Raw genomic sequence first — 1,108 nt, forward strand, 5'->3', positions numbered from 1 at the left:
TATACACCTACTCTCCTGCCACTAACGGAAGATCTAATTGGGAACATCAATATGATAATCTTCCTATTAATAGAGGTGACGGTTATATTTTTAAAGGACCTGGAAAAGTAGATGGACAAAATTACACCTTTACAGGAACCCCAAATGATGGTGATTTTGACACTGCGCTTCCTATAGGTGCGGGACAAGATTATTTAATAGGAAACCCCTTTCCTTCTGCTATGAATGCTAGAAAATTTATTGAAGATAATTTTAATCAAACTACAGCAACACTTTATTTTTGGGAACATAAAGAAAGTGCGCTTGGAGAAGGTAACGGAATAGATGGCCATATATTTGGAGGATATATTGGAGGATATGCAACTATTAATTTAGCTGGTGCAGTTGCCGCAGATGCTCCTGCAAATACTAGTAATAATAATAGCGGCACTTCAGGTTTAACTAGTTCAACCCCATACACTACGCCACTTCCCTACATCGCAATCGGTCAAGGTTTCTTTATTCAAGGAGATCCAACAACTGGTGGTGCTATTAACTTTAATAACAGTCAAAGAGCCTATGTTACAGAAGGAGCAAAATCTGTTTTCTTTAAAAGTAGTAAGAAAACTAGTACTTCTAAAACATCTTCTAATCTGTTGCCTTTAATTAAATTAGGTTTTGAATATAAAAATGAAAAAGACCTATTTATACACCATCAAATAGGAATCTCTTTTCTAGAATCTAATTCTTTTGCTTTTGATAAAGGATATGACTCTGAAATATATGAAGCTGGTAAAACAGATATGTATTGGAAATTCCCTAATACCAACAAAAAATATGTAATCGCCGGTGTACAAGAAATCTCAGATAATTTAGAAGTGCCTTTAGAAATTACAATGGGTTCTTCTGGAACGATAGATGTTATGGCAGATGAAATTAAGAATGTTTCTAACACCCTATTTATTACAGATAAACTTACAGGTACTTCTTACCATATTACAGATGGTAAAATTACGTTAACCTTAGAGAAAGGTACGTATACAGATCGTTTTGTACTGGCTTTTAAAGAAGCTACAGTACTTGGTTTAGATGAAGATACCTTAACTGCCGATACCAATATCTATGCAGA

The 1,108-nt window shown here is 34.5% G+C and carries 1 protein-coding gene; it reads left to right on the plus strand.

The features are described from left to right. Nucleotides 1-1,108: DUF8693 domain-containing protein (locus tag MPF19_RS19025; RefSeq protein WP_502925276.1), on the plus strand; the 1,108-nt coding region annotated here is incomplete at both ends.

Source organism: Polaribacter sp. Z014, assembly GCF_023555435.1.
GTDB lineage: Bacteria > Bacteroidota > Bacteroidia > Flavobacteriales > Flavobacteriaceae > Polaribacter.